Consider the following 25,606-nt stretch of genomic DNA (forward strand, 5'->3'; position numbering starts at 1 on the left):
TCGCTTTTCAATTGCGAAATATGGCAGTGATTATCTCTCTAACTTCTGTGGATATATTTTCTGGTGTTGAGAAGTAACGATGTGTCGAGTACATATCCTTAAGATGGTGAGTTATTCCAAGTGAAGACTCAAGCTTGACCGGATAGGTATAAACGGGAGATTCTTTTGCGAGCGCTGCGATATCTGAATTTGAACGTGTATGAATGGCTTTTTGGTCTCTCGGCATGTCTTCTGTAATGTCCAAATCGTGCAAAACAGCATAGGGAATTGAGAACGCATTGGCAATTCTCTGAAAAAATGGGATTGCTTCTTTGCCGCCGCAAGATACAACAGACCATTCAAGCTCTTCAGGGCGCACCGCAATTTGGCCGGTTGCTTGCAGCGTCGCAACTACAGCAACGACGTCTTCGGGGCCTTCAACCAGCAAAACGCGCCGAGCGAAAAATAATTCATTCATGGCCGAAGTAAGTCGAGTAAATCCTTGGAATAGTTTTTTCTCTCCAAGCCCTTCAAAAGCCGATTTGTCGCAGCAGCGAATTGTGGTGCCACTCAATTCCGTTTTCGACACGATCGCAACTCGCTCGGCCTCATAAGCATCGACAAAAATGGGCGAGTGCGTCGTATAAATTATTTGGTCGCTCTCGGAAAAAGAAACAAGCACATCGCTGAAAAGTTTTGATAGCTGCGGATGAATGTATAACTCAGGTTCTTCTACGAGAAGAATGATCGACTCATGATCTTCTGATTTGATTTCGTCAGCGACGAGGTTGCGGTCGTTAAAAATAAGTGACTGAAGCAGCGTGAAAATTATGCATCGCTGTAAACCATGGCCCTTTGCAACAACGTCTGTCATTACGCCATCATGAACTGACATCGATACGCCAGCAGAAAATAAATCCTTGAACTCTTCGATTTCCACCGTCAGAGCAACGCCTTGAACCGAAGGCATGACTCTCTTTAATAGTTTTGCAACGCTTTCTTCTATTGTTCCCAGCGAGGAAATACGGGCTAAGGCGCCGTCCTTTTTTGACGAATTAAGCAAATCTCGTATTGTTTGAATCGCTGCCTGTAACTCATTGAATCTCGGGTCTTGATTTAATAGTCGTTCGGATAGTGCTCCCATCAGGCGCCGAAAGGTGGAGGTGGAAGAGCGTTTGTCGATTTCGTCTGCGTAATTTGTTATCGCTGGGAGAAGGTATACCTTGGGAAGACTTGAAATGACATTGCTTTGTAGTCCAAGTGCCTGAGTTTGACTTAGATCTGGTGGATCGTAGGGAATTTCATTTTCTGAAAGATAGCGCGTCAAAGCCTTAGAGTATCCAGCCTTGTTTACTTTGCCTTCAGGGTCCAGAAAATAATCGGGTAAGTTATTTTCTTTGACGATTTCTGCCCATTTTGGGCGTTCCCCAAATGCAGTGGAAATCTTGGCAAGCGAAAGGAAAAAGGGTGTCGCCTCCGCCCTATAGCCGTGATATTCAGTGTCGATTCTTTTGCGCCCGGTTCTCTCGTCATCCACAATGGATAAACGCTTTTCGAGGTGAAGTTCGTTTTCTATTAGGTAGGCGCGCCAATGATTTTTATCGCCTTTGGTTAAATTTCCGAAGACGCCTTTGATAACTATTGATTGGTTGCCGTCACGAAAGTCGCTGGGTGTTAGCTTTGCCGCGCCTGCCGTTAACAGTATTTCTATGGCTCGAAGCAAATTTGATTTGCCAGTATTATTTTCTCCAACTAAAGAAAAAATTTTCCCAACGCTAAACTCGCCCGTGTCAACGATGGATCGCAGGTTTTGTATCCTGAGTTTTATGAGTTGCATTCGCGTAGATGTTTGAGTTTCAGATTTTGTCTTGGGGTTCGGCAAACGCTGTGCTGAGAGTTTCTTGATGGCTATCGAGGAAGAGAAAGCAGAAAATTGTCTACCAGTTCGAATAAGCAGTCAGTCGGATCTTCACCACGTTCTTTCATGTGCAGCATTTCGCAAACCTTTTCGTCATCTATTACCAGCATTAGCTTTCCGTGTTCTCTCATTGCACCTTGCGTCATCGCAATCGCGTGTTTGTCTGCTCCTGTTCGTGTAAATATAATCGCGACGCGGCGTAAGCCTTTTTCAAGAAGGTATTTTTCGGTCGTTAATATTTGACCTTGCTTAATTGCTGGTCTGTAGTTCTTAAATTCAAAAAGTACATATCGACTGTTTAGGTGATCGATTAAAAAGTTCCAAAACTCGGTGCTCGGTCTAATTCTGCAAATATAGTCGAATCTATTAAGACCATCGTCAGTTCTTTGTTGCTTATGCCAGCCCAGTAAATCGTTCGGAAATAGATAGCGAAGGATTCGATCGCAGAGTTCTTCATAGGCTTTCCAAGCGGTTATCCCCCGTGCAAGTGCGTGTAGTTCTTCGCACAGGTCGGTGCCAACGGTGTCCTCTGGAGGTACTGTTTCCCGACGGCGAGAGGAACTATTTAAGCTCGGAGCGCCCGCTTTTTGCGTTGTACTTTCAGACGGACTCACTTCTAAGAGCGAACTCAGTTCGTCAGCTAGCATCGGGCTTGATGCGGCCCATGAAAACAAATCAAATCGATCTATAAAAACGAGTCCATATTTTTCTTCCAATGCAAGCTTCAATGCTGGCGAAATTACGCTTGAGACAATGAGCATTCCTTTCCAATCTTGCGCGCTGATATCTCTATGTACCAACCGGGCCGCAGCACTTTCTACCAAACTCGCCTGAGCTCGAGCGGTACGGTAAAACTTAACTTCGATAGCCCATTTTTCATCTGCCGTATCTCCAATAAAATCGAATCCCCCGATGTTTCTAGGCGAGTTAAATTTGCTTACTCGAAAAGCGTTTACTTCGAGAATGCGTTTTATCAGATCCTCGAACTGCTTGGACGGCGATGAGAGTTCCATGGATTTTTGGATATTAATTTTTTAGAGATATGCGATCGAATTTCTCAAAAATGAGGCGCTGTGGTCGCGGCAGGATAAAAAATCAAGCGCACGAGAGAATAGTGTATTGATTTGTTAATCGACGAACATCCCATATTTGTGCTGGGATCTTGGTGGAACTACCTACTTGTTTGAGGAAATAGCAGCCGCGGCGACCGGTCACCGGGCTGCGTTTTTGCGCAGTACTTAACCTAAAGACTGGATGCGACTGCGCAACGGCGGCCTGCGATGCTGGTTGTTATCCGCCAGAGTGCGACGCCGCGGTTCGCGCCGTCTCATTCACCTGAAACAACTCCCCAGCCTTGCGCGCCATATCAGCCGCAAGCCAGAGCAGGTTGTCCAGTTGTTTCGGCCCTGTCCCGCTGCACCAGTCGATGTCTTGCCCATAGCAGACCCACAGGAGTGCTTCGAGCTGGGAGAGGGTGTTTTCTAGAAGATCCGCCGCGCTGGGGGCGTTGTCTTCGGAAGCTACCGGCGTAGGTGGCCGGGCTATAGTCTTGGTAGCCATTTTTGTGCGGTCCTTTGTAGGTAAGTGCACGTCTTTGGTTAGACGGTTGGGGTGTTACAGCACCCCGGCCGTCGCCTTTGGTACCTCGCATACGCATCGATGCTTTCGCATCGACAACCTGCCGCGAGGCAAGCAGCCTTTCAGAATTTCAGTGGGCTGTGTGTGTAGCGCCTTCCTTGTCCCCTTGTCGGGGTGTTGAGTGATCGGGCGGTCCACTGTAGGCAAGACATTGGTGCTGTAGCCGTTTCGCGGCGACACGAAATCGCGCCAAGCGCCAACAAATGCAGCTTCTGCGCAGTGCCGTGCATCGGGTTCACAAGCACGTTGCAATCGTGTTCGGCGCGGCCACATTTACATCCGCGCAAGACACAAACGCAGCGCCTCGCACAGCGCAAATCGGTCGCACGAACCGAGCCCTTCTCGATGCGATCCCTACGCGCTCGCTACGCGCTTCCTAGATGTGATGGAAGCCGTTCCAGCCGTGCTCCCCGCGTGCCCACACACGCGCCCCGCGATCTGTGCACCCCCTTCACAGATGCAATGCGCCAGCGCATCTTGTCCCCCCGCACCCGCCAAGTGATGCTCTTTCGCTAGACCGAAAAAAGGTCGTCGCATGCCCGGCAGCAGCGCGCCCATAAAAGGAGACAGACAAGCATGCATCGCTCCCCGGATGTATTCGACTACGTGGTCATCGGCGCGGGCTCGGCCGGCTGCGTGCTGGCCAACCGCCTCTCGGCCGACCCGTCGGTGCGCGTGGCGCTCATCGAGGCGGGGCCTTCGGACCGGCAGTTTCCGGTCAACCTGAAGACGTCGCTGCCGGTGGGCAACATCTTCTTGCTGCCGCACGCGCGCTACAACTGGCAGCACGGCTTCCAGGGCGGCGCGGCGGTCAACGGCCGCACCATTCCCTGCCCGCGCGGCAAGCTCTTCGGCGGCTGCAGCTCGGTGAACGGCTCGGTGTACATCCGCGGCCACCGGCTCGACTACGACGAGTGGGCCGCGCTCGGCAACCCCGGCTGGACCTATGAAGACGTGCTGCCCGTGTTCCGCCAGCATGAAAACCGTCACGCCGGCGCCACGCCCTTCCACGCGAAGGGCGCCGGCGAGTTCGACGTGAGCCGGCCCAACTCGCCCAACGTGCTGTCGCAAGCCTTCGTGCAAGCGGCGGTGCAGGCCGGTCATGCGCACAACGAAGACTTCAACGGCGCCTCGCAAGACGGCATGGGCCTGTACGAGCTGAACCAGCGCGACGGGGTGCGGCTGAGCAACTCGCGCGCGTTCCTGCACCCGGTGCTGGGCCGGCCCAACCTCACGGTGTTCGCGGACACGCTGGTCGAGAAGATCGAGCTGAAGGGCAAGCGCGCGGTGGGCGTGCGCATCGTGAAGAACGACGCGGGCAGCGAGCGTGGCGAACTCGGCGAGCGGCGCCTCTTGAGCTTGGCTGGCGCGGCCAGCGAGGTGGTGCTGGCGGGCGGCGCGGTCAATTCGCCGCAGCTGCTGATGCTCTCGGGCATCGGCCCCGGCGCGCACCTGCGGCGCTGGGGCATTCCGGTGCAGCTCGACCTGCCGGGCGTGGGGCAGAACCTGCAAGACCACCCGACGGTGTTCGTCTCGCACGGCAACCCAAGCGGGGAGTCTTATGCGCTGTCGGGCACCTCGTGGCCGCGCATGCTGGCCAGCCCGTTTCGCTACCTGTTCAACCGCAAGGGCATGTTGTCTTCCAACGCGGCGGAGGCGGGCGGCTTCTTTCGCTCGCTGCCGGGGCTGGACCGGCCCGACGTGCAGATGACCTTCCTGGTCGGGCTGAAGGGCAACGCGCGCGTCATTCCGCGCGACCACGGCTTCATGGTGCTGGTGCAGCTGCTGCGGCCCGCGGGGCGCGGCCACCTGGAGCTGGCCTCGGCCGATCCGGCGGCCAAGCCGGTGATGCACCCCAACTTTCTGGAAGACCCGGCCGACATGGCGACGCTGGTGCGCGGCGTGCGCGAGGCGCGCCGCATCTTCGCGGGCGCGGCGCTGGCACCGTACTCCAGCGGGGAAATTGCGCCGGGCCCGCATCTGCAGACCGATGCGCAGCTGGAGGCGGCGCTGCGCGCCCAGGTCAACACGGCCTACCACCCGGTGGGCACCTGCAAGATGGGCCCGGCCGCCGACCTGCTGGCGGTGGTGGACGCGCGGCTGCGCGTGCACGGCATCGACGGGCTGCGCGTGGCCGATGCATCGGTCATGCCCAACATCGTCGGCGGCAACACCAGCGCCCCGGCCACCATGATCGGCGAGCGCGCCGCGGCCTTCATTCAGCAAGACAGGCAGCGACAGGGGCAACAACAGGGGCAACAACACGGGCAACAACGCAGCCAGCAGAGCGCGCCCGCCGACACGCGGCTGCCGGCCTGAGCCCGCTTCGTCTGCTCACTTCCTCCTGTCTTCTCCTTTTCGATTCGTAAGCACAAGGACACCCCATGGCACAGCTCACCCCACTGCCCACGCCCGCCTTTCTCGACGGCCGCGTGAAGCGCATGTTCATCGACGGCAAGCACGCCGACGCGCTCTCGGGCCGCACCTTCAAGACCATCAACCCCAGCACCGGCCAGGTGCTGGCCGAAGTGGCCGAGGCCGACGAGCGCGACGTGGCGCTGGCGGTGGCCGCCGCGCGCCGCGCTTTCGTCGGGCCGTGGAGCAAGTTCAAGCCCTTCGACCGCCAGCAGGTCATGCTGCGCATCGCCGACATCGTGGAGGCCAACTACGACGAGCTGGCCATGCTCGACACGCTCGACATGGGCGGCCCCATTGCGCGCACCACGCTCGGCCGGCGCCGCGCGGTGGCGCTGCTGCGCTACTACGCGGGGCTGGCCACGTCCACGCACGGCGAAACCATCGAGAACTCCGCCGCGGGCGAGGTGTTCAGCTACACGCTGAAAGAACCGGTGGGCGTGGTGGGCGCCATCAACCCGTGGAACGGCCCCATCGGCCTGGCCATCTGGAAGCTGTGCCCCGTGCTCGCCTCGGGCTGCACGCTGGTGCTGAAGCCGGCCGAGCAGGCGCCGCTGTCGCCGCTGCGCCTGGCCGAGCTGTGCGCCGAAGCGGGCTTGCCGCCGGGTGTGTTCAACGTGGTCACGGGGCTGGGCGCGGCGGGCGCTGCGCTGGCCGACCACCCGGGCGTGGACAAGATCGCGTTCACGGGCTCGACCGAGGTGGGGCAGAAAATAATCCGGGCCTCGGCCGCCAACATCAAGCGGGTGTCGCTGGAGCTGGGCGGCAAGTCGCCCAACATCGTGTTCGCCGATGCCGACCTGGATGCGGCGGTGCCCGGCGCGGCCATGGCGGTGTTCGGCAACTCGGGGCAGATCTGCAGCGCGGGCACGCGGCTGTTCGTGGAGCGCAAGGTGTACGACGAGTTCGTGCACAAGGTGGCCGACTTTGCGCGCGCGCTGCGCGTGGGCAACCCGCTGGACACCGAAACCCAGCTGGGCCCGCTGGTGTCGCAGCAGCAGCTAGACCGCGTCACCGGCTACCTGGCCGCGGGCAAGCAGGAGGGCGCCAAGGCGCTGGCCGGCGGCATGCGGCTGGAGCGCGACGGGCTGGGCGCCGGCTACTTCGTGGCCCCCACGGTGTTCGCGAACGTGAACGACGGCATGAAGATCGCGCGCGAAGAAATCTTCGGGCCCGTGATATCCGCGCTGCCCTTCGACGACATCGACGACATGCTGCGCCGCGCCAACGACACCGACTACGGCCTGGCCAGCGGCGTGTGGACGCGCGACGTGGGCAAGGTGCACCGCGTGGCCAAGGGCCTGCGCGCGGGCTCGGTGTGGGTCAACTGCTACCAGGTGATGGACCCGGCCGTGCCCTTCGGCGGCTACAAGATGAGCGGCTACGGCCGCGAGTCGGGCGCGGAGCACATGGCGGAGTACCAGCAGACGAAGGCGGTGTGGGTGAAGACGGACTGAGCTCGGGGCCCACCGACGGACGGCGCGGAGTATTCTTGCGGCGCCTGTTCCCTCGCCTTCCTGCCGCCAATCCATCGTGCCACCGTGACACGGCGTCACAGCGTCCAAGCATCACCGCCCCATGAACGACCGCATCAGAGAGCTCGACGTGTTCCTTCGCGTGACCGAGGAAACCAGCTTTTCCGCGGCCGCGCGCAGCCTCGACTGCAACCCCTCGACCGTCAGCAAGCTCATTCAGCGGCTGGAAGACCGGCTGCGCGTGCGGCTGTTTCACCGCACCTCGCGCGTGCTGAAGCTCACGCGCGAAGGCGAGCAGTTTCTTGAAGGCGCGCACCGCGTGCTCGACGCGCTCGAAGAGGCCGAAAACGGCCTGCAGAACACCAAGACGCAGGCCAGCGGCGTGCTGCGCTTCAACTCCTCGCTGCTGCTGGCGCAGCACCAGCTCTCGCCGGTGATCCCCGAGTTTCTGGAGCGGCACCCGCACATGCGCGTGGAGTTCGTGCTCACGGCCAGCCCCATCGACCTGTTCGAGAACCACATCGACCTGTCTTTCCAGAGCGGCGACATTCCCGATTCGTCTCTGGTGGCGCGCCGCATCGCGACCACGCGATGGACGCTGTGCGCCTCGCCCAAGTACCTGTCGAAGGCCGGCATTCCCATGACGCTGCAAGACCTGCAGCAGCACAACTGCATGAACTTTCTGGCGGGCTCGGTGCGCAGCACCTGGGCGCTGCAGGACGGCAGCGAGCCGGTGGCGCTGAACGTGAACGGCAACATCGGCAGCAACTCGGCCGAGCTGCTGCGCGCGTACGCGATCGCGGGCGTGGGCATCGTGCGGCTGTCTGATGTGCACGTGGCGGCCGACCTGGCGGCGGGGCGGCTCATTCGCGTGCTCGAAAAGTACCAGCTGGCGTCGGAAGAACCCATCTACGTGGTGTACCCGAGCAAGCGCAACCTGAGCCCGCGGGTGCGGGCGTTTCTGGACTTTCTGAACGAGAAGTTCGAGGCGGGCTGGGCCAGTATCTGAGGGACTGGTGAGGAGCCGGCGAAGAGCCGGCGAGGGGGCGGCCCGGGCGCGGTCAGCGCCCCGTGAACACCGCCGCCCGCTTCTCCAGAAACGCAGCCACGCCCTCGGCCGCGTCCTCGGTCTCCATGCACACGTTGAACGCCGCGGCCTCGCGCGCCAGCGCTTCGCGCAGGCTGCCTTCCTGCCCGCGGTACAGCGAGCGCTTGGCGAGCTGGATGGCAATGGGCGGGCCGGCCGCGATGCGTGCCGCCAGTTCCATGGCGTTGGCCATCAGTGCCTCCGGCGGCACCACGCGCGTGACGATGCCCAGGCGCAATGCCTCTTGCGCATCAATCACGTCGCCGGTAAACGCCAGCTCGCACGCCTTGGCCATGCCGACCACGCGCGGCAGCAGGTAGGTGGCGCCGGTGTCGGGCGGCAGGCCGCGCTTGACGAAGGCCTGCGCAAACTTGGCGTTGCTGGCCGCGATGCGAATGTCTGCGGCCAGCGCCATGTTCATGCCCGCGCCCACGGCCGCGCCGTTGACGGCCGCGATCACCGGCTTGGTCGCTTCGTAGATGGCCAGCAGCATCTCGTCGCGCGCGGGAGCGATCTTTTCCTTCAGCGGGCGGGCGGCGCCGGGGCCGGCGCTCATTTCCTTCACGTCGCCGCCGGCGCAGAAGGCGGGGCCCGCGCCGGTCAGCACGATGGCGCGCACGGCGTCGTCGCGTTCGGCCTCGCGAATTGCGGCGGCAATGTCCTGCTTCAGCGTGCCGCCGATGGCGTTCATGCGCTGCGGGCGGTTGAAGGTGAGCACCGCGACGTGGCCGTCGCGGGTGTACAGCAGGCTTTCGTAGGTGGGGAGCGTCATGGAGGTGGATTCCTTGCGGGGCTCATGCGGCGGCGGCGTTGCGCAGCAGCTCGCGCGCGATCACCACGCGCTGGATCTGGTTGGTGCCCTCGAAGATCTGGTTGAGCTTGGCGTCGCGCATCATCCGTTCGACCGGGTAGTCCTTGGTGTAGCCATAGCCGCCCAGCACCTGCACCGCGTCGGTCGTCACCTTCATGGCCATGTCGCTGGCAAAGCACTTGGCCATGCTGGCCAGCATGGGCAGCCGGTCCCACTCGCCGCGATCACCCGCGCGGGTGCATTCGTACAGCAGGCAGCGCGCCGCCTGGATCTGCATGGCCATGTCGGCCAGCATGAACTGCACGCCCTGGAACTCCGAGATGAAGCGCTTGAACTGCTTGCGCTGCTGCGCATAGGCCACCGCCGCATCGAGCGCGCCCTGCGCCAGGCCCACCGAGGCGGCCGCGATGGCGGGGCGGTTCAGGTCCAGCGCGCGCATGGCGGCGCGAAAGCCCTTGCCCTCTTCGCCGAGCATGTTCTCCACCGGCACGCGCACGTTGTCGAGGTACACGGGCACGTTCACCGCGCCGCGCATGCCCATCTTGCGTTCCTTCTTGCCGAAGCTGACGCCGGGCATGGTCTTCACGTCGACGATGAAGGGGCTGATGTTGTCCACCCCGCCCGCGTCGCTGGTCTTGGCGAACACCATGATGTAGTCGGCCACGCTGCCAAAGGAGCACCACTGCTTCTGCCCGTTGATGACGTAGCTGTCGCCGTCGCGCACGGCGCGTGTGCGAATGGCGCTCACGTCGGAGCCGGCGCCGGGCTCCGACAGCGCAATGGCCGTCAGCGTGCGGCCCTGCGCCACGATGGGCAAAAAGCGCTGCTTCTGCTCCTCGGTGCCGAAGTGCATCAGCGGCAGCACGAACATGGTGGTCTCGCCGGCCAGCAGGCCGCAGGCTTCGGAGTGGCGCGATATTTCTTCGCGCGCCATGCACACCATGGTCAGGTTGGCGCCGGGGCCGCCGTAGGCCTCGGGCACCCACAGCTGCAGCAGGCCCATGTCGCCGTACACGGGAATCAGCTCGGTGGGAAAGCGGTCGTTCTCGTCGATCTCGGCCGCAATGGGCGCCACGTGGCGCTCGGCCATGCGGCGCACGCTGTCGCGAAAGGCAATTTCTTCGGGGGTGAAGTCCATGGGGGTGTCCTTGGCGTGTGCCTGTTCGCTTGTTACTCGGGCTGGATGTTCTGCTCGCGGATGATCACGCTCCAGCGCGCCACGTCCTGCTTCACGTACTCCATCACCTTGGGCGGCGCGCTGCTCTCGGCATCGACGCCGAGGGAGTCGAAGCGCTTCTTCACGTCTTCGGAGGCCACGGCCTTGACCACCGCGGCGTGCAGCTGCTCGACCACCGCCGGCGGCGTGCCGGCCTTGGCGAGCAGCGCGAACCACGAGTACAGCGAATAGCCGGGCACGTACTTGCCGATGGGGTCGGCCTTGGGGTCGTGTGGCGAAACGGTTTCCGACGTGACGCCCACCAGCTTGATCTTGCCGGTGGCCATCTGCCCGCGCATGGCCTCGGTGGGCGTGGTGAGCAGCACCTGCACCTCGCCGCCGAGCAGTGCGTTCAGCGTCGGCGCCTGGCCCTTGTAGGGCACGTGGGTCATCTTGATGCCGGCCTGCTTGATGAGCAGCTCGGTGCCCAGGTGGCCCAGCGAGCCGACGCCGGCGCTGGCGTAGTTGGCCTTGCCGTTGGTCTTCTTGGCCCACTCCAGGAAGCTGCTCATGTTGGTGGCGGGCACGTCGGCGCTCACGGCCAGCACCATGGTCGACTTGGCGACCATGGAGATGGGCACGAAGTCTTTCACCGGATCGAAGCCCGCGTTCTTCTGCAGCAGCGGCGTCACGGCGCTGGGGCCGTTGTTGCCCAGGAACAGGGTGTAGCCGTCGGCCGGCGCGCGCAGCACCTGCTGCGCACCGAGCGCGCCGCCCACGCCGGGCACGTTGTCGACGATGACCGTGGCGCCGCCGAGCGCCTGCTGCAGCGGAGCCTGCAGGATGCGCGCCATGGCATCGGTCGGGCCGCCCGCGGCGTAGGGAACCACGAGGCGAATGGGTTTGTCGGGGAACGCGGCGGTGGCCGCGAAGGGCAGGGCGGCGGCTGTGGCTGCTGCTGCGGCCAGCAGGCGCCGTGCGTGGAAGGTGCGGGGCATTTGTCTGTCTCCGTTTTTTTGATGTCTGTCGCGGGGCGGCGAGCCCTAGAGGGCGCTGGCCAGTTCGGGCACGGCCACGAACAGGTCGGCGACGAGGCCGTAGTCGGCCACGCTGAAGATCGGTGCTTCTTCGTCCTTGTTGATCGCGACGATGACCTTCGAGTCTTTCATGCCGGCCAAGTGCTGGATGGCGCCGGAGATGCCTGCGGCGATGTACAGCTGCGGCGCGACGATCTTGCCGGTCTGGCCGACTTGCCAGTCGTTCGGGGCGTAGCCCGCGTCGACGGCTGCGCGGCTGGCGCCGAGGCCTGCGTTCAGCTTGTCGGCGAGAGGCGCCATCACTTCGGTGAACTTCTCGGCGCTGCCCAGGGCACGGCCACCCGAGACGATGATCTTGGCTGCCGTCAGTTCGGGGCGTTCGCTCTTGGTGACCTCGCGGCCGACGAAGCTGCTCTTGCCGCTGTCTGCGACGCCTTCAGCGGTTTCGACGGTTGCGCTGCCACCGGTGGCGGCTGCTGCGTCGAAGCCGGTCGTGCGAACGGTGATCACCTTGGTGGCGTCACTGCTTTGCACAGTAGCGATGGCGTTGCCGGCGTAGATCGGGCGCTCGAAGGTGTCAGGGCTGTCGACCTTGGTGATGTCGCTGATCTGAGCCACGTCGAGCTTTGCGGCCACGCGAGGAGCCACGTTCTTGCCGTTGGCAGTGGAGGGGAACAGGATGTGGCTGTAGTTCGCTGCAATCGCGAGCACTTGGGCTGCGACGTTTTCAGCAAGGTTCTCTGCCAGGCTGGGGCTGTCTGCGGCGATGACCTTGGTCACGCCTGCGATCTGGGCGGCGGCCTTGGCGGCTTCTGCAGCGTTCGCGCCTGCGACGAGAACATGCACCTCGCCACCGCAAGCCAGTGCGGCGGTCACGGTGTTCAAGGTTGCCGGCTTGATGCTGGCGTGGTCGTGTTCAGCAATAACTAATGCGGTCATGTTCAGATCACCTTCGCTTCGTTCTTCAGTTTGTCCACCAGCGCTGCAACATCAGGCACCTTGATGCCGGCGCCGCGCTTCGGCGGTTCCGCGACCTTCAGGGTCTTCAGGCGCGGCTTCACGTCCACGCCCAGGTCTTCGGGCTTGAAGGTGTCCAGCTGCTTCTTCTTCGCCTTCATGATGTTCGGCAGCGTCACGTAGCGCGGCTCGTTCAGGCGCAGGTCGGTCGTGATGACCGCGGGCAGCGTGAGCGTCAGGGTTTCCATGCCGCCGTCGACTTCGCGGGACACGGTGACCTTGTCACCGGCCAGGTCGACCTTCGAGGCGAAGGTGGCTTGGGGCAGGTCGGCCAGCGCAGCCAGCATCTGGCCCGTCTGGTTCGCGTCGTCGTCGATGGCCTGCTTGCCGAGGATGATGAGCGACGGCTGTTCCTTGTCGACCAGCGCCTTCAGCAGCTTGGCGACCGCCAGCGGCTGCAGCTCTTCGGTGGTCTCGACGAGGATGCCGCGGTCCGCACCGATGGCCATCGCCGTGCGCAGCGTCTCCTGGCACTTCGCGTCACCGCAAGACACCGCGATCACTTCCGTGACCACGCCCTTTTCCTTCAGGCGCACCGCCTCTTCGACCGCGATCTCGTCGAACGGGTTCATGCTCATCTTCACGTTGGCAATGTCCACCCCGGTGCCGTCGCTCTTCACGCGCACCTTCACGTTGTAGTCGACGACCCGCTTCACGGGCACAAGAATCTTCATGGCTTTGACCTCACAGTTTCGAAGGAAGGGTGTTCGCGTTCATTCGGTTTCCAGCTCCTTGATGGCGGGAGCGAAGGCGCCGATTTCGCGGGCGATGCGTGCGCCGTAGGCCTTGCCGTCCAACGGGGCGGCCTCCATGCCCATGGCCTCGAGCTGCTTGCGCAGGGCCGGGTCCGACAGCGCGGTGGTGAAGGCGTGGCCCAGCTTGTCGAGCACGGCCGGCGGCGTGCGCGCGGGCGCCACCAGGCCGGTGTAGACCACGGCATCGAAGCCCGGCAGCACGTCGGCAATGGGCGGCACGCCCGGCACCAGCGCGCTGGGCCCTGCCGTGGCGACACCCAGCGCCTTGATGCGGCCGTTTTTCAGGTAGTCGTTCATCGGCCCCGAGAGGATGGTGAGCTGCACCTTCACCTCGCCCGAGAGCAGCGCGGTGGTGGTCTGCGCGTTGCCCTGGTAGGGCACGGGCAGCATGCGCACGCTGGCCTGCTTCTGGAACAGCGAGGTCGCCACGTCGCCATACGCGCCCTTGCCGACCACGGCGTATTCGAGCTTGCCCGGGTTGGCCTTGGCGTAGTCCAGAAACTGGCGCAGGTCCGCCACCGGCACCGAGGGGTGCACCAACAGCACCGAAGGCGCGCTCGACAGGCCCGCCACGGGCGCGAAGCGGCGCTGCGGGTCGATGCCCGCGCTTTTCTGCACGAAGGGCGTGATGGCGATCAGCCCGGTGTTCACCACCAGCACGGTGTAGCCGTCGGGCGCCGCGTCGGCGGCCAGCCGCGCGGCGATCATGCCGGCGGCACCGGGCCGGTTGTCGATGATCACGGGCTGCCCCAGGCTGCGGCCCACGGGCTCCTGCAGCAGGCGCAGCATGGCGTCGGTCACGCCGCCGGCCGCGAACGGCACGACGATGCGCACGGGCTTGTCAGGAAAGGCGCTTTGCGCGCTGGCGGGCAGGGCCAGCGCCAAGGCGCAGGCACAAGCGCCGGCCAGCAACGCGGTCGTGGCGGTGTTCATCGGTTGTTGTCTCCATGGTCTTGTGACCTTTTTTTGTGTGTGGTGTGTCGTGCCGGCGTGCTGCGCTAACCGCCCAGCACGCCCGCTTCGCGCAGCCGCGCGATGCCGGCCGCGTCCTTGCCCAGCAGCTCGCCGAGGATGGCCGGGCCGTCGGCCCCCAGCACCGGCACGTGCGCGCGCGGGCCGGCGTTGCCGTTGGCCATGCGAAACGGCGTGCCCGCCACCAGGAAGGGCCCGGCGCCATCGTCGATCTCGCACATGGTGCCGCGCTCTTTCACCACCGGCAGCTGCATCGTCTCGCCGATGTTCAGGTAGCGCGAGCAGGGCACCTGGTGCGCGTCGAGGATGCGTTCGCACTCCTCGGCGGTGTGCTGCAGGGCCCACTTGGCCAGCTCGGCCAGGAAGGCGTCCCAGTGCACCTGGCGGCCGCGCCCGGTGGCGAAGCGCTCGTCTTCCAGCCACTCGGGGTGGCCGGTGGCCTTGCACAGCGCCACGAAGTTGTCTTGCGTGGTGGGCGCCACCACCAGGTGGCCGTCGCGCGCGGGCGTGGGCTTGTAGACGAAGTGCAGCGGCTGCTCGGGGAACTGCGCCTCGCCGACCTCGCACACCAGCAGGCTCACCATCGAGTCGAGCAGCGACAGGTCGACCAGGTCGCCGCGCCCGGTGCGCTGGCGCTGCACCAGCGCGGCCTGGATGCCGCCGAAGGCCAGCGAGCCGCCCAGCACGTCGGCCACGAAGATGCCGGTGTTGGGCGGGCGGCTGGCGTCGTCCTGGTAGCCGCGCATGGCGTCGTCGAAGCCCGAAAGCGCGTGCAGCGTGGGCGCGTAGGCGCCCTTGCCGTCGCCCGACTTGCCCTGGCCGAAGCCGGAGATCGAGCAGTACACCAGCCGCGGGTTGATCTCGCTGAGCGCTTCATAGCCCAGGCCCAGGCGCTTCATGACGCCGGGGCGAAAGTTCTCCACCACCACGTCGGCCTGCTTGACCATGTCGTGCACGATGTCCCGCGCCTCGGGGCTCTTCAGGTCGAGCACGATGCTGCGCTTGCCGCAGTTCAGCGAGGCGTAGTAGCTGCTGCGCCCGTCGCGAAACGGCGGCCGGCTGCGCGTGAGGTCGCCGTGCTTCGACTCGATCTTGATGACCTCGGCGCCCAGGTCGGCCATCAGGCGGGTGCAGTAGGGGCCCGACATCACGAAGGTGAAGTCGAGCACGCGAATGCCGGTCAGGGCGCCGGGCGTGCCGGCGGCAACGGTGGCCATGCCCGTGCTCAACGAAAGCCCAGCGCGCGCCGCGCGATGACCATGCGCTGGATCTGGTTGGTGCCTTCGTAGATCTGCAGCACCTTGGCGTCGCGCATCATGCGCTCCACATGGTTGCCGCGGATGTAGCCGTGCCCGCCCAGCACCTGCACCGCGTCGGTGGTCACCTTCATGGCCACGTCGGTGCAGAAGCACTTCACCATCGAGGCCATTTCGGTGAGCCGGTCGTGCTGGCCGGCGTCGATGGCGCGGGTGCACTTGTAGAGCAGGGCGCGCGCGGCCTCGATCTGGATGTGCATGTCCGCCAGCATGAACTGCAGCCCCTGGAACTCGCCGATGGCCTTGCCGAAGGCCTTGCGCTCCTTGGCGTAGGCCACGGCGATGTCGAACGCGCCCTGCGCCACGCCCACCGCGCTGGCCGCCACCGTGGGGCGGTTCAGGTCGAGGATGTGCATGCAAGAGATGAAGCCGCGGCCTTCCTCGCCCATGCGGTTTTCCACCGGCACGCGCACATTGTCGAAAAAGATGTCGGCATGCGGCGTGCCGCGCTGGCCCATCATCTTCTCGCTGCCGCCCAGCGTGATGCCGGCGCTTTTCATGTCGACGATGAAGCAGCTGATGTTGTCCACGCCGCGCCTGTTCACCTCGCCGGTCTTGGCGAAGAGGGTGATGTAGTCGGCCAGCGGCGCCATGGTGATGAAGCACTTCTGCCCGTTCACCACGTAGTGGTCGCCCTCGCGCACGGCGCTGGTCTTCATGGCGCCCACGTCGGAGCCCGCGTGCGGCTCGGTGATGGCCACCGAGCTCACCACGCCGCCCTTGGCCACCAGCGGAAGCCATTTCTTGCGTTGCTCGTCGGTGCCGAAGTGCAGCAGCGGCAGCACGAAGGAAATGGTGTTCTGGTTGATGAGCTGCGCGCCCGTCATCGACACGCGCGCCACCAGTTCCTTGGCCATGCAGGTGGTGGTCAGGTCGAGGCCGGGGCCGCCGTACTCTTCGGGCACGCGGGCCTGCATGAGGCCCATTTCTCCGAAGATCTTGATGAGGTGCTCGGGAAATTTTTCTTCTTCGTCCATCTGCTGGGCCAGGGGAGCGATCTCCTTGTCGACCACGCGTTGCAGGCTGTCGAGCAGGGCTTCCTGCAGTTCGGTGCGTTCTTCCATTGTTGTCTCCGTGTGTCGGTATCGGCGGTGGGGAAATACAGGCAGCAAGGGGTGCTGCCGGGTGCCGATATCGTGCGGTTTGCAGGGGGAGGTGAGAAGAACGCGGGGCGCACATCATCTGTGAATCCGATTCACGGCTGGAGCGCACATCATGCGGTCGAAGAGGCGCGCCGCGAGCCGGGGTGAATCCGATTGACGCAGATAGTACGCCTGTGTAAGGTTGCTGACGCATATAAAAACTGCAAAGCCAACTACCACCCGGCGACCGGATCGCCTTCCGCAGGAGACACCCGCTTCATGGACTACCAGTTCCCCCCCGAGATCACCGCGAAGCTCGCCGAGCTCGACGCCTTCATCGAGGCCGAGATCAAGCCGCTGGAGCGCGAGCACATGCAGTTCTTCGACCACCGGCGCGAGCATGCCCGCACCGACTGGGAGAACGACGGCTTTCCGCGCAAGGAGTGGCACGACCTGATCGCCGAGATGGAGCGCCGCGCCGACAAGGCCGGCCACCTGCGCTACGGCCTGCCCAAGGCCTGCGGCGGGCAAGCTGCGTCGAACCTGGCCATTGCCGCCATTCGCGAGCACCTGGCCGCCAAGGGGCTGGGGCTGCACAACGACCTGCAGGACGAGTCGTCCATCGTCGGCAACTTCCCGATCGTGCCGGTCATCAACGCCTATGGCACCACCGAGCAGAAGCGCTACATCGAAGGCATCATCCAGCGCGACCGCCACCTGTCGTTCGGCCTCACCGAGCCCAACCACGGCAGCGACGCGACCTGGCTGGAAACGACAGGCGTGCGCGACGGCGACGGCTGGGTCATCAACGGCATGAAGCGCTTCAACAGCCAGGTGCAGCGCGCGCACGCCAACCTGGTGTTCGCGCGCACCTCGGGCAAGCCGGGCGATGCGCTGGGCATCACGGCCTTCATCGTGCCGACCGACACGCCCGGCCACCGCATCGCCTACAACCACTGGACCTTCAACATGCCCAGCGACCACGCCGAGGTGGAACTGAAGAACGTGCGCGTGCCGAACAGCGCCATCCTGCATGAAGAAGGCCAGGGCCTGGTGCTGGCGCAGCGCTTCATTCACGAGAACCGCATTCGCCAGGCGGCGGCCAGCGCCGGCGCGGCGCGCTACTGCATCGCCGAATCGGCCAAGTACGCGGTGAGCCGCATCGCCTTCGGCGAGCCGCTGTCGAAGAAGCAGGCCATCCAGTTTCCGCTGGTGGAGCTGTATGCCGAATGCGAGATGGTGCGCAACTTCATCTTCCAGGTGGCGAGCCGCATGGACCAGCAGGACCCGCTGGAAATCAGCGACCTGGTGTCGATCTGCAACTTTCGCGCGAACCGGCTGTGCTGCGAGGCCGCGGACAGGGCGATTCAGGTGCACGGCGGCATCGGCTACACGCGCGGCCTGCCGTTCGAGCACATCTACCGCCACCATCGCCGCTACCGCATCACCGAAGGGTCGGAAGAGATGCAGATGCGCCGGGTGGCGCAGCATCTGTTCGGCTTCGCGGGCAAGCGGGCAACGGCCTGAGCGCGGCGGCATGAACGTCGAAGAGCACACCCGCGGCATCGACTTCGAAGTCGATCGCCTCGATGCCTACCTGCGCGATGCTCGTCATGGGCTGCCGGACGACGACGCGGCCCTGGTGGTCGAGCGCACGGTCGGCGGCATGTCGAACCCGACCTACTTCCTGCGCCGCGGCAGCTGGCAGGCTGTGCTGCGCAAGCAGCCCAACGCGGTATTGATGCCATCTGCGCACGCCATCGACCGCGAATACCGTGTGCTGACCGCGCTGCGCGACAGCGCGGTGCCGGTGCCTGCGCCGCTGCTGTACTGCACCGACCGCGAGGTCGTCGGCACGCCCTTCTACCTGATGGAGCGCATCGACGGCCGCGTGTTCGACGGCTTTGCGATGCCGGGCGTGCCGCCGTCGCAGCGCCGGGCAATGTACGAGTCGATGGGCGCGACCATGGCCGCGCTGCACAGCCTGGACTTTCGCGCGCTGGGGCTGGGCGACTACGGCAAGCCGGGCAACTACTTCGCGCGGCAACTGAGCCGCTGGTCGCAGCAATGGACGCAGTTCCGCCGCGACGACGACGACATTCCCGAGCTCGACCGCGTGGTGGCGTGGCTGGCCGAGCGCGTGCCCGAGAGCGACACGCTGGCGCTGTGCCATGGCGACTTCCGCATCACCAACATGATGTTCCACCCCACCGAGCCGCGCGTGGTCGGCGTGCTCGACTGGGAGCTGTCCACGCTCGGGCATCCACTGGTCGACGTGGCCTTCAACAGCCAGGCCTGGCGCATGGCGACCGACGAGAACGGCGGTCTGCTCGGGCTGCCGTTGGCGGACATGGGCATTCCGTCGGAAGAGGAGTACCTCGAGCGCTACTACCGCCTGGCCGGCTCGAAGGAACGCATGACCACCTTTCACCAGGTGTTCGCGATGTTCCGCGGCGCGGTGGGCAGCGCCGGCGTGGCCGCGCGCGGGGAGGCGGGCAACGGCTTCCTGCCCGATGCGGCGCGCGTGGGGCGCAAGCTGGCGCAGGCCTATGCGCGGCGCGGCGCGGCGTTGATCGACGGCCGCTGAAATCAACCTCGGAACTTCGCTCCCATGCTCTCTGTCGACGAAGCCATTCTCCAGCGGCGCTCGGTGCGCGGCTTTCTGCCCGGCGAGGTGCCGCAGCGCACGCTCGACGAGGTGTTCGCCATCGCGCAGCGTGCGCCGTCGAACTGCAACGTGCAGCCGTGGATACCGCACGTGGTGTCCGGCGAGGCGCTGCGGCGCTTGCGCGCGGCGTTGGTAACGGCCGGCACGCGCAACGAGCCGATCAAGCCCGACTGGCCGGCGGATTCGAAATTCCATGGTGTCTATCGCGAACGCCAGGTCGATGCGGCCGCGCAGCTCTACGGCGCCATGGGCGTGGCGCGCAGCGACCTGGAAGGACGGCGCGCCGCCTATGTGCGCAACCTGGACTTCTTCGGCGCGCCGCATGCGGTGTTCGTCTTCATGGCGCACCCCTTCGACACGCGCGAGGCGACGGACATCGGCATATACGCGCAAACGCTGATGCTGGCGCTCACGGCGCGCGGCATCGCGTCTTGCGCGCAGGGTGCGCTCGGGCTGTACCCGGACATCGTGCGCGAGGTGCTGGGGCTGCCGGCAGAGCAGCGGCTGCTGTTCGGTGTGTCTTTCGGTTACGAGGACACGACGGACAAGGCCAATGCGGCGCGCGTGGGCCGTGCTGCATCGCACGAGGCGGTGCGCTTTCACCGCTGAAGCGGCGCAGAAAAAAACCACAAGACACAAGACAGGACGCATCGGTCGCCGACGCGACTCCGTACTTACGATAAGTAGTACGCATGCATATTGTCTTGTATGCTGATTGTATGAATCGGCAGCAACGCACTGCACACCCGCCGCCCCCAAAGTGGAGACAAGACGGACACCATGAACCTGCAGAACGTCATCGCGCGCCGCTTCGAGCCCGCGGTACAAAGCTACGACTGGCGCGACTCGGCGCTGTACGCGCTGGGGTTGGGCATGGGCAGCGACCCGCTCGACGAAGACGAGCTTCTTCATGTCTACGAAGGCCGCGAACAACGCGCCGTGCCCAGCCAGTGCGTGGTGCTGGGCTGGCCCGCCTTCTGGCATGCGGACCCGGCCACGGGCATCGACTGGGTGAAGATATTGCACGGCGAAATGCGCTTCGAGCTGCACCGCCCGCTGCCGCTCGCGGGCACGGTGCGCGCCAGCTACGGCGTGCGCGCCGTGGTGGACAAGGGCGTGGGCCGCGGCGCGCTGATTCACTTCGACACCGAGATCGCCGACGCGCACAGCGGCGAGGCGCTGGCCAGCCTGCGCTCGACCGAGTTCCTGCGCGGCGACGGCGGCAGCGGCAGCGGCAGCCACGGAACCGCGCCGGCCGGCGCCAGCGCGCTGCCCGAGGGCGCGGTGCCCACAGTCCGCATCGACTACCGCACCGCGCCTCAGGCCGCGTTGTTCTACCGGCTCGCGAGCCGCGACTACATGCCCATTCACGCCGACCCCGAGGTGGCGCGCCGCGCCGGCTTCGAGCGGCCCATTTCGCACGGGCTGAACACCATGGGCCTGGCCTGCCGCGCGCTGCTCAAGCATTGCAGCCCGCGCCGTCCGGAGCGCCTGCGCTCGATGGCCGTGCGCTTCGCGCAGCCGGCCTACCCGGGCGAGACCATCCGCATCGAGCTCTTCGGCCAGGGCGACACCGTGCGCTTTCGCGCGCTGGCCGTGGAGCGCGGCGTGACCGTGCTCGACCGCGGTGAAGCCCGTTTCACCGATCACTTCATCGACCGCTGACTGCGCACACAGACCGCACACCGCATACCGCATACCGGAACCGACGCCATGGATTTTTCTCAGGCATTCAACATCGCGCAGCTTGCCAATGCGCTGGCGCTGGCCTCGCTGCTCACCATCCTGGCGAGCGGGCTGGCGCTGATCTTCGGGCTGCGCGACGTGATGAACTTCGGCCACGGCGCGCTGTTCATGCTCGGCGCCTACCTGGGCTACACCTTCTCGGGGCTGTTCAACTTCTGGGCGGCGCTGTTGATCGTGCCGCTGCTGCTGGCGCTGCTGGGCGTGCTATTCGAGTACGCGGCCATCCGCCCGCTGCAACGCCGCTCGCACATGGACGTGGCGCTGGTCACCTTCGGGCTGGCGCTCATCCTGAGCCAGGTCGTCATCAAGGTGTGGGGCACGGCACCGCTGTCGGTGTCGGCCCCGCCTTCGCTCGCGGGCTCGCTCGACCTGTTCGGCCACGCCTACCCGGCCTACCGCATCTTCCTGATCGCCATGGGCTTCGGCACCTGCGTGCTGCTGGCCGCCTGGCTGAAGTGGACGCGCTCGGGCATGCACGTGCGCGCCGTGAGCCAGCAGCCGATGGTGGCACGCATGATGGGCGTGAACACCGACCGGCTCAGCTTGCTGGTGGTGTGCCTGGGCACCGGCTTCGCAGGGCTGGCCGGCGTGCTGGCGGGGCCGTACCTGTCGGTGGACCCGGCCATGGGCGCGTCCATTCTCATCAGCTGCCTGATCGTGGTCGTCATCGGCGGGCTCGGCAGCATCGGCGGCGCGATCGCGGCGGCGGTGGTGTTCGGGTTGATCCAGGTGATCGGCGCACTCATCTCGCCCACGCTGGCGGTGATGGCGCCGTACATGCTGCTGTTCATCGTGCTGCTGTGGCGGCCGCAGGGTCTGGGCCGCGGGAGGGTTGCGTGATGGCCGCCGTACCTGGTGTGCCTGGCCTGCCGGTAGCTGCGCCGCGCGCGGCGGCCTCGCCGCAGCCTTCCAGCGCCGAAGGCGCCGGCCGCGCAAGAGGCGCCGGCCTGCTGAAGCCCGGCATCGTGGTCGCCGTGCTGATCGTGCTCGGGCTCTTCGTGCCCAGCGTGCTCAAGAGCACCTTCTACCTTGGGCTGCTGGTCAACGCGATCACGCTGGGCATCGCGGCGCTGGCCATCGGCTTCCTGGCGCACCAGAGCGGCCTGATGATGTTCGGCGCCGCCGCCTTCACCGGCAGCGCGACCTACCTCTTCGCCATCGCCGTCACCCAGTTCGGCTGGAACGCCATGACGGCCGCTGCCTTCACGCTGGTGGGCGCGACGCTGTTGTCGGCGTTGATCGGCGCGCTGGTGGTGCGGGCCCGGCCGCTGCCATTCGCGATGCTCACGCTGGCGCTGGCGCAGATGCTGCGCTCGCTGGTGATGGTCACCGACTTTCGTCCGATCACCGGTGGCGACGACGGCCTGGCGTTGAACTTCAGCGGCACCTTCTTCGGCCTCACTCAGGCGCAACTCTCCAAGCCCGAGGGCTTCTGGCCTGTGGCCTGGCTCGCGCTGTGCGGCGTGATGCTGCTGGCCTGGGCGGTGGGCCGGTCGCGCACGGGCAGCGTGCTGCGCGCCATTCGCTCGAACGAAGAGCGCATGCGCTTTTCGGGCTTCAACACCTACCTGCCGCGTGTGCTGGCGTTCACGCTGTCGGGCTTCATCGCGGCCGTCTCAGGGCTGTTGACCGGGCTGTACACCGCCTTCGCGTCGCCCGAGCTGCTCGACTTCGCGACCGGCGGCAACGCGCTGGTGTCCACGCTGGTCGGCGGCGTCAGCACCGTGGCGGGGCCGGTGCTCGGGGCGCTGCTGTATGTGGTCGGGCAAGACCAGTTCGGCGCCACCGGCCACCTGGAGCTGCTGACCGGCCTGGGCGTGGTGATGGTGATCGTCGCGTTCCCGGAGGGAATCATGGGGTTCATCCGCAACGGCATCGCGCGGCTGTTCAAGCGCGGCGCGCACGCCGTGCCGAACGCGCCGGTAAAAAAAGGAGGCGACCATGCTGCGCGTTGAAGACCTCAGCGTGTCCTACGGCAGCGTGAAGGCGCTCGAAGGCGTGAACCTCGAGGTGGCGCAGCGCGGCATCCTGCACGGCGTGATCGGCCCCAACGGCGCCGGCAAGTCCACGCTCATGGACGCCATCACCGGCCGGCGCAAACCGACGCGCGGTCGCGTGTTCGTCAACGGGCAGGACATCACGCACCAGTCCGTCGCGCAACGCCGGCGCCTGGGCATGTCGCGCTCGTTCCAGCGCACCAGCATCTTCCCGGGCATTCGCGTGGGCGAGCAGCTGGAGCTGGTGGCCTCGCAGCTCGGCGAGACCGACCTTGCGGGCATCGTCGACACGCTGGCGCTCGGCCCGGTGTACGACGAGATTGCCGACAGCATCGCCTACGGCGACCAGCGCCGCGTGGACATCGCGCTGGCGCTGGTGGGCCAGCCCACGCTGATGCTGCTCGACGAACCGGCGGCGGGCCTCTCGACCAGCGAGACCGTCACGCTCTTCCAGCACCTGGCCACGGTGGTGCGGCAGCGCAACGTCACGGCGCTGGTGGTGGAGCACGACGTGGATGCCGTCTTTCGCTTCTGCGACACCATCACCGCGCTCGACCTCGGGCGCCTGCTGGCCAACGGCTCGCCCGCGCAGGTGCGCAGCGACCCGAAGGTGATTGCCGCCTACCTGGGGACCGCCGCATGAGCTTCATCGACGTCAAGGGCTTGCGTGCCGGCTACGGCAAGTCGGTGGTGCTGCGCGATGTGGACCTGCAGGTCGACGAAGGCGAGGCGGTGGCCGTGGTGGGGAAGAACGGCGCGGGCAAGTCGACGCTGCTGCTGTCCTTCTTCGGCGGCACCACGGTCAGCGGCGGCAGCATCGAGGTGGGCGGCGTCGCGCTGCAGAAGCTGCCGGCCTACCGCGCGGCCATGCAGGGCGTGACGCTGTCGCCGCAGGGCCGAATGATCCTCGCGCACCTCACGGTCGGCGAGAACCTGCGCCTGGGCATGGCCTGCGGCCGCAAGGGCCACTGGACGATGGACACGGTCTACAAGCTGTTCCCGGTGCTGCACGAGCGGCGCGACCGCATGGGCAACGAGCTGAGCGGCGGCCAGCAGCAGATGCTGGCCGTGGGCCGCGCGCTGCTGGGCAACCCGCGCGTGCTGCTGCTCGACGAGCCTTCCGAAGGGCTCTCGCCGGTGCTGGTGGACGACCTGGCCGACGTGTTCAACCAGATTCGCGCGGCCGGCACCGGCGTGCTCATGGTCGAGCAGCACCTGAACCTGGTGCGCCGGGTGAGCCAGCGCTTCGTGGTGATGGCCAAGGGCGAAATCATCGACCGCGGGCGCACCGCCGACATCGACACCGAGCAGCACCGCGCTGCGCTGGCTTTCTAACCGAGACAAGGAACACAGATGATCAAGAAGCTGTTGGCGGCGGCAGCCGCCGCCGTGGTGCTGCAGGGCGGCGCGCTGGCGCAGAACGCCATCAAGCTCGGCGTGGTGAACATCGACACCGGGCCCTTCGCGGTGAGCGGCGCCTTCGTGAACGACGGCGCGGCCTTTGCCGTGGAGCAGCTCAACGCGCAGGGCGGGGCGCTGGGCCGCAAGTACGAGCTGGTCACGCAGAACCACGCGGGCACGCCGGCCTCGGCCATCGCGGCGGCCACGCGGCTGGTGGAGCAGCAGGGCGTGTCTTTCTTTACCGGGCTCAACCCCTCGGGCACCTCGCTGGCCATCGCGTCGAAGATGCCGGGGCTGAACGCGCTGTTCATCGACGCCACCGCCGCGTCGGACGACCTCACGGGCAAGAACTGCGGTGCCAACTACTTTCGCGTGGGCATCACCGACGGCATGATGGTCAACAGCTTTCGCGAGCAGACCAAGGCCAGCGGCATCAAGAACTGGGACCTGCTGATGGCCGACATCGCGGTGGGCCACGACACCGCCAAGCGCTTCACCGCGGCCATGCAGGAGAGCGGCGGCAAGGTCAACAAGACGCTGTTCGCGCCCATCACCGCGTCGGACCTGGGCAGCTACATTGCGCAGCTGCTCGACAAGCCGGCCGACGGGCTGCTCATGTACTACCCCTCGTCGGGCGGCATCGCGCTGGTGAAGCAGCAGCAGGCGTTCAAGCTCTTCGAGAAGTACAAGACGGTGCTGTCGGCGTCGATGGTCAACGAGATACTGATCGGCGCGCACGGCGACGCAAGCGTGGGCCTGTGGTCGGCGCAGAGCTATTTCTGGACCATGCCGGGCGAGCGCAACGCCGCCTTCGTCAAGGCCTTCGAGGCGCGCTACAAGCGCAAGCCGACCTACATCGACGCCGACGCCTACATGTCGTTCGAGCTGGTGCACCAGGCCATCCTGAAGGCCAAGTCGGCCGACGTGCCGGCCGTGCGCGCCGCGCTCTCGGGCCTGAAGGCGAGCACCGTGGTGGGCGATGTGGAAATGCGCGCGGCCGACCACCAGCTGCTGCGCCCGCTGGTCGTGGTGCAGGCGGCCAAGGCGGGTGAGGGCAAGGGCGAGATCGTGATGAAGTCCATCGAGCCGACCGCGCAGATCGCGCCGCCCGTCAGCCCCGAATGCAAGATGTAGAG

The 25,606-nt window shown here is 65.1% G+C and carries 23 protein-coding genes; 12 read left to right on the plus strand and 11 right to left on the minus strand.

From position 1 onward, the window contains the following. Window positions 1-7 precede the first annotated feature (7 nt). The 3 genes from AB6807_RS13145 to AB6807_RS13155 all read right to left on the minus strand — a co-directional run bounded on the left by AB6807_RS13145 (window position 8) and on the right by AB6807_RS13155 (window position 3,457). Window positions 8-1,816 carry an AAA family ATPase gene (locus AB6807_RS13145; RefSeq protein WP_371084906.1) on the minus strand — a complete coding sequence of 603 codons (1,809 nt, stop codon included), beginning with the start codon at window positions 1,814-1,816 and terminating at the stop codon, window positions 8-10. A gap of 71 nt (window positions 1,817-1,887) precedes the next feature. Beyond that, complete coding sequence (locus tag AB6807_RS13150) at window positions 1,888-2,910, minus strand: restriction endonuclease (RefSeq protein ID WP_371084907.1); 1,023 nt, start codon at window positions 2,908-2,910, stop codon at window positions 1,888-1,890. A gap of 277 nt (window positions 2,911-3,187) precedes the next feature. Continuing rightward, window positions 3,188-3,457: a hypothetical protein gene (locus tag AB6807_RS13155; RefSeq protein WP_371084908.1), complete on the minus strand. Its 270-nt coding sequence runs from the start codon at window positions 3,455-3,457 to the stop codon at window positions 3,188-3,190. Window positions 3,458-4,111: 654 nt separating this feature from the next. Between AB6807_RS13155 and AB6807_RS13160 the strand changes: the two genes are divergently transcribed. The 3 genes from AB6807_RS13160 to AB6807_RS13170 all read left to right on the plus strand — a co-directional run bounded on the left by AB6807_RS13160 (window position 4,112) and on the right by AB6807_RS13170 (window position 8,434). Then, window positions 4,112-5,854, plus strand: coding sequence for a GMC family oxidoreductase (locus AB6807_RS13160; protein WP_371084909.1), 1,743 nt, complete (start codon window positions 4,112-4,114; stop codon window positions 5,852-5,854). 65 nt (window positions 5,855-5,919) lie between these two features. Beyond that, on the plus strand, window positions 5,920-7,407 hold the full coding sequence (locus tag AB6807_RS13165; RefSeq protein WP_371084910.1) for an aldehyde dehydrogenase: 1,488 nt from the start codon (window positions 5,920-5,922) through the stop codon (window positions 7,405-7,407). 121 nt (window positions 7,408-7,528) lie between these two features. Continuing rightward, a complete protein-coding gene (locus AB6807_RS13170) occupies window positions 7,529-8,434 on the plus strand; it encodes a LysR family transcriptional regulator (RefSeq protein WP_371084911.1) in 906 nt (301 codons plus the stop codon). 52 nt (window positions 8,435-8,486) lie between these two features. On the opposite strand, the gene AB6807_RS13175 is transcribed toward AB6807_RS13170, so the two are convergent. The 8 genes from AB6807_RS13175 to AB6807_RS13210 form a co-directional block, all read right to left on the minus strand. Then, entirely contained in the window at window positions 8,487-9,284 is a 798-nt protein-coding gene (locus AB6807_RS13175; RefSeq protein WP_371084912.1) for an enoyl-CoA hydratase/isomerase family protein, read from the minus strand. A 22-nt stretch (window positions 9,285-9,306) separates the two neighbouring features. Further along, window positions 9,307-10,461, minus strand: a complete 1,155-nt coding sequence (locus AB6807_RS13180; protein WP_371084913.1) for an acyl-CoA dehydrogenase family protein — start codon at window positions 10,459-10,461, stop codon at window positions 9,307-9,309. A gap of 32 nt (window positions 10,462-10,493) precedes the next feature. Then, on the minus strand, window positions 10,494-11,477 hold the full coding sequence (locus AB6807_RS13185; RefSeq protein ID WP_371084914.1) for a Bug family tripartite tricarboxylate transporter substrate binding protein: 984 nt from the start codon (window positions 11,475-11,477) through the stop codon (window positions 10,494-10,496). A 45-nt stretch (window positions 11,478-11,522) separates the two neighbouring features. Continuing rightward, window positions 11,523-12,455, minus strand: coding sequence for an electron transfer flavoprotein subunit alpha/FixB family protein (locus tag AB6807_RS13190; protein WP_371084915.1), 933 nt, complete (start codon window positions 12,453-12,455; stop codon window positions 11,523-11,525). 2 nt (window positions 12,456-12,457) lie between these two features. Next, complete coding sequence (locus tag AB6807_RS13195; RefSeq protein WP_116910645.1) at window positions 12,458-13,207, minus strand: electron transfer flavoprotein subunit beta/FixA family protein; 750 nt, start codon at window positions 13,205-13,207, stop codon at window positions 12,458-12,460. Between the two features lie 39 nt (window positions 13,208-13,246). Further along, complete coding sequence (locus tag AB6807_RS13200; RefSeq protein ID WP_371084916.1) at window positions 13,247-14,221, minus strand: Bug family tripartite tricarboxylate transporter substrate binding protein; 975 nt, start codon at window positions 14,219-14,221, stop codon at window positions 13,247-13,249. 65 nt (window positions 14,222-14,286) lie between these two features. After that, the gene (locus AB6807_RS13205; RefSeq protein WP_371084917.1) at window positions 14,287-15,477 is read right to left on the minus strand and encodes a CaiB/BaiF CoA transferase family protein; all 1,191 of its coding nucleotides are present in this window, start codon (window positions 15,475-15,477) and stop codon (window positions 14,287-14,289) included. A gap of 8 nt (window positions 15,478-15,485) precedes the next feature. After that, on the minus strand, window positions 15,486-16,640 hold the full coding sequence (locus AB6807_RS13210) for an acyl-CoA dehydrogenase family protein (RefSeq protein WP_371084918.1): 1,155 nt from the start codon (window positions 16,638-16,640) through the stop codon (window positions 15,486-15,488). A 297-nt stretch (window positions 16,641-16,937) separates the two neighbouring features. On the opposite strand from AB6807_RS13210, the gene AB6807_RS13215 reads away from it, so the two are divergent. The 9 genes from AB6807_RS13215 to AB6807_RS13255 all read left to right on the plus strand — a co-directional run bounded on the left by AB6807_RS13215 (window position 16,938) and on the right by AB6807_RS13255 (window position 25,604). Next, window positions 16,938-18,185: an acyl-CoA dehydrogenase family protein gene (locus AB6807_RS13215; protein WP_371084919.1), complete on the plus strand. Its 1,248-nt coding sequence runs from the start codon at window positions 16,938-16,940 to the stop codon at window positions 18,183-18,185. Between the two features lie 10 nt (window positions 18,186-18,195). Further along, the gene (locus AB6807_RS13220) at window positions 18,196-19,245 is read left to right on the plus strand and encodes a phosphotransferase family protein (RefSeq protein ID WP_371084920.1); all 1,050 of its coding nucleotides are present in this window, start codon (window positions 18,196-18,198) and stop codon (window positions 19,243-19,245) included. A 24-nt stretch (window positions 19,246-19,269) separates the two neighbouring features. After that, window positions 19,270-19,935, plus strand: coding sequence for a nitroreductase (locus tag AB6807_RS13225; RefSeq protein ID WP_371084921.1), 666 nt, complete (start codon window positions 19,270-19,272; stop codon window positions 19,933-19,935). A 171-nt stretch (window positions 19,936-20,106) separates the two neighbouring features. Beyond that, window positions 20,107-20,991, plus strand: a complete 885-nt coding sequence (locus AB6807_RS13230) for a MaoC/PaaZ C-terminal domain-containing protein (protein WP_371084922.1) — start codon at window positions 20,107-20,109, stop codon at window positions 20,989-20,991. 48 nt (window positions 20,992-21,039) lie between these two features. Then, complete coding sequence (locus tag AB6807_RS13235) at window positions 21,040-21,912, plus strand: branched-chain amino acid ABC transporter permease (protein ID WP_371084923.1); 873 nt, start codon at window positions 21,040-21,042, stop codon at window positions 21,910-21,912. Beyond that, window positions 21,912-23,027, plus strand: a complete 1,116-nt coding sequence (locus AB6807_RS13240) for a branched-chain amino acid ABC transporter permease (protein ID WP_371084924.1) — start codon at window positions 21,912-21,914, stop codon at window positions 23,025-23,027. Before AB6807_RS13235 ends, AB6807_RS13240 begins: the two co-directional genes overlap by 1 nt. Continuing rightward, window positions 23,014-23,712: an ABC transporter ATP-binding protein gene (locus AB6807_RS13245; RefSeq protein ID WP_295173589.1), complete on the plus strand. Its 699-nt coding sequence runs from the start codon at window positions 23,014-23,016 to the stop codon at window positions 23,710-23,712. Before AB6807_RS13240 ends, AB6807_RS13245 begins: the two co-directional genes overlap by 14 nt. Then, window positions 23,709-24,404, plus strand: coding sequence for an ABC transporter ATP-binding protein (locus tag AB6807_RS13250; RefSeq protein WP_371084925.1), 696 nt, complete (start codon window positions 23,709-23,711; stop codon window positions 24,402-24,404). Before AB6807_RS13245 ends, AB6807_RS13250 begins: the two co-directional genes overlap by 4 nt. Before the next feature lie 18 nt (window positions 24,405-24,422). Next, complete coding sequence (locus AB6807_RS13255; protein ID WP_371084926.1) at window positions 24,423-25,604, plus strand: ABC transporter substrate-binding protein; 1,182 nt, start codon at window positions 24,423-24,425, stop codon at window positions 25,602-25,604. The last annotated feature ends 2 nt before the right edge of the window (window positions 25,605-25,606 follow it).

The sequence above is a fragment of the Variovorax sp. RCC_210 genome, from assembly GCF_041355175.1.
Classification (GTDB): Bacteria; Pseudomonadota; Gammaproteobacteria; order Burkholderiales; family Burkholderiaceae_C; genus Variovorax.

Coding starts and splice junctions, on each gene's coding strand:
- AB6807_RS13145 (WP_371084906.1), bottom strand. CDS start 1,816: ATGCAACTCATAAAACTCAGGATACAAAACCTGCGATCCATCGTTGAC.
- AB6807_RS13150 (WP_371084907.1), bottom strand. CDS start 2,910: ATGGAACTCTCATCGCCGTCCAAGCAGTTCGAGGATCTGATAAAACGC.
- AB6807_RS13155 (WP_371084908.1), bottom strand. CDS start 3,457: ATGGCTACCAAGACTATAGCCCGGCCACCTACGCCGGTAGCTTCCGAA.
- AB6807_RS13160 (WP_371084909.1), top strand. CDS start 4,112: ATGCATCGCTCCCCGGATGTATTCGACTACGTGGTCATCGGCGCGGGC.
- AB6807_RS13165 (WP_371084910.1), top strand. CDS start 5,920: ATGGCACAGCTCACCCCACTGCCCACGCCCGCCTTTCTCGACGGCCGC.
- AB6807_RS13170 (WP_371084911.1), top strand. CDS start 7,529: ATGAACGACCGCATCAGAGAGCTCGACGTGTTCCTTCGCGTGACCGAG.
- AB6807_RS13175 (WP_371084912.1), bottom strand. CDS start 9,284: ATGACGCTCCCCACCTACGAAAGCCTGCTGTACACCCGCGACGGCCAC.
- AB6807_RS13180 (WP_371084913.1), bottom strand. CDS start 10,461: ATGGACTTCACCCCCGAAGAAATTGCCTTTCGCGACAGCGTGCGCCGC.
- AB6807_RS13185 (WP_371084914.1), bottom strand. CDS start 11,477: ATGCCCCGCACCTTCCACGCACGGCGCCTGCTGGCCGCAGCAGCAGCC.
- AB6807_RS13190 (WP_371084915.1), bottom strand. CDS start 12,455: ATGACCGCATTAGTTATTGCTGAACACGACCACGCCAGCATCAAGCCG.
- AB6807_RS13195 (WP_116910645.1), bottom strand. CDS start 13,207: ATGAAGATTCTTGTGCCCGTGAAGCGGGTCGTCGACTACAACGTGAAG.
- AB6807_RS13200 (WP_371084916.1), bottom strand. CDS start 14,221: ATGAACACCGCCACGACCGCGTTGCTGGCCGGCGCTTGTGCCTGCGCC.
- AB6807_RS13205 (WP_371084917.1), bottom strand. CDS start 15,477: ATGGCCACCGTTGCCGCCGGCACGCCCGGCGCCCTGACCGGCATTCGC.
- AB6807_RS13210 (WP_371084918.1), bottom strand. CDS start 16,640: ATGGAAGAACGCACCGAACTGCAGGAAGCCCTGCTCGACAGCCTGCAA.
- AB6807_RS13215 (WP_371084919.1), top strand. CDS start 16,938: ATGGACTACCAGTTCCCCCCCGAGATCACCGCGAAGCTCGCCGAGCTC.
- AB6807_RS13220 (WP_371084920.1), top strand. CDS start 18,196: ATGAACGTCGAAGAGCACACCCGCGGCATCGACTTCGAAGTCGATCGC.
- AB6807_RS13225 (WP_371084921.1), top strand. CDS start 19,270: ATGCTCTCTGTCGACGAAGCCATTCTCCAGCGGCGCTCGGTGCGCGGC.
- AB6807_RS13230 (WP_371084922.1), top strand. CDS start 20,107: ATGAACCTGCAGAACGTCATCGCGCGCCGCTTCGAGCCCGCGGTACAA.
- AB6807_RS13235 (WP_371084923.1), top strand. CDS start 21,040: ATGGATTTTTCTCAGGCATTCAACATCGCGCAGCTTGCCAATGCGCTG.
- AB6807_RS13240 (WP_371084924.1), top strand. CDS start 21,912: ATGGCCGCCGTACCTGGTGTGCCTGGCCTGCCGGTAGCTGCGCCGCGC.
- AB6807_RS13245 (WP_295173589.1), top strand. CDS start 23,014: ATGCTGCGCGTTGAAGACCTCAGCGTGTCCTACGGCAGCGTGAAGGCG.
- AB6807_RS13250 (WP_371084925.1), top strand. CDS start 23,709: ATGAGCTTCATCGACGTCAAGGGCTTGCGTGCCGGCTACGGCAAGTCG.
- AB6807_RS13255 (WP_371084926.1), top strand. CDS start 24,423: ATGATCAAGAAGCTGTTGGCGGCGGCAGCCGCCGCCGTGGTGCTGCAG.